Here is an 869-nt window from a genome sequence, read left to right as displayed (position 1 = left end):
AAGCACCTGAGCAACATGAAATAAGCTTTTCAATTCTGTTATAAATTCATTCATTCATTTGCTTGTTAGTAAAAAACTCCAACCATTCTGCTGGTGTAATTGATTTATATGGTCGATGTCCAAAGACAGGAATTAAATGTCGTTCAACCGATTGTTTTTCCTTTTTATAAGTATCAGCAGCCCAAGTCTGCTTTTTTCGCTCTAACCACTCATAAATAAGATGCGAGAATAAAGCCTTTTCCTCCTCAAGCTGAATTTTCTTAATCTCAACCTGTGTTTGAATTAGTATTTCACCTAGCGTCATGGCCTCTGCTTTTTCACGTGCTTGCGCATAACTTACAGATGGATAACTACCTAATCCTATCCATGCCCATTTTCCTTGATCATTCTTATATCGATATTGCCAATGTTTTTTGCCATTCGGTTTAACCCTACAATACAAACCTGGAATATCAGTAGGCTCACGATATTCTTTCGCTTTGGGTTTAAGTGTTTTATAAATTTCTTCAACACTTTTTTTTCGGCGAACCTTTGTATTCTGCGATACAGATCTTAGACGAATATCATCGTGAGTATTAACATCAAAAACATTCATAACTTATGGAATCTCCAGTAATTTTTTCCTTGGTGTATCCCTGAGTTATATTTTAAATTTAGGATACAAACTAGGATACACAGAGCGAGTTCCCATACGAAGTTATATAAGTTTAAACAAAGCAATAAAAAACCCTTAACTCTTTTAGAATTAAGGGTTTAAGTATCATATGAGTGCATATGATTATAAAATTTGGTGGGCCCAGACAGACTTGAACTGTCGACCAACGGATTATGAGTTCATAGGTCTATTAATTAGCTATCAAAATATAACC

General features: G+C 34.6%; 1 protein-coding gene. It reads right to left on the bottom strand.

Features of this window, described 5'->3' with window-relative positions:
• Positions 1 to 46: 46 nt before the first annotated feature.
• Entirely contained in the window at positions 47 to 595 is a 549-nt protein-coding gene (locus tag GBI16_RS18215; protein ID WP_228267872.1) for a site-specific integrase, read from the bottom strand.
• Between the last annotated feature and the right edge of the window lie 274 nt (positions 596 to 869).

It is taken from the genome of Acinetobacter sp. TUM15064 (genome assembly GCF_008980265.1).
Lineage (GTDB): Bacteria > Pseudomonadota > Gammaproteobacteria > Pseudomonadales > Moraxellaceae > Acinetobacter.
Note: the sequence above shows the minus strand (reverse complement) of the source record. Positions and strands in the feature narration are given on the sequence as shown.